The 242-nt window shown below is 64.0% G+C and carries 1 protein-coding gene; it reads left to right on the plus strand.

Going from position 1 to position 242, the window contains the following annotated elements; genetic code table 11:
* The coding region (locus SB786_RS37385) for an efflux RND transporter permease subunit (RefSeq protein WP_410731734.1) at positions 1 to 242 on the plus strand (242 nt) is incomplete at both ends.

The following is a 242-nucleotide window of genomic DNA, read 5'->3' on the forward strand; positions in this document are numbered from 1 at the left end:
CTCGCGAAGTACGGGATGAACCTCGACGATCTGCGCACGACGATCTCGAACCTGAACGTCAACACGCCGAAGGGCAATTTCGACGGCCCGACGCGCGCCTACACGATCAACGCGAACGACCAGCTCACGAGCGCCGACCAGTACAACGACGCGGTGGTCGCATACAAGAACGGCCGCCCGGTGATGCTCACCGACGTCGCGCAGATCGTCGCCGGCTCGGAGAACACCAAGCTCGGCGCCTG

Source organism: Burkholderia sp. SIMBA_062 (assembly GCF_046534765.1).
Taxonomy (GTDB): domain Bacteria; phylum Pseudomonadota; class Gammaproteobacteria; order Burkholderiales; family Burkholderiaceae; genus Burkholderia; species Burkholderia ambifaria.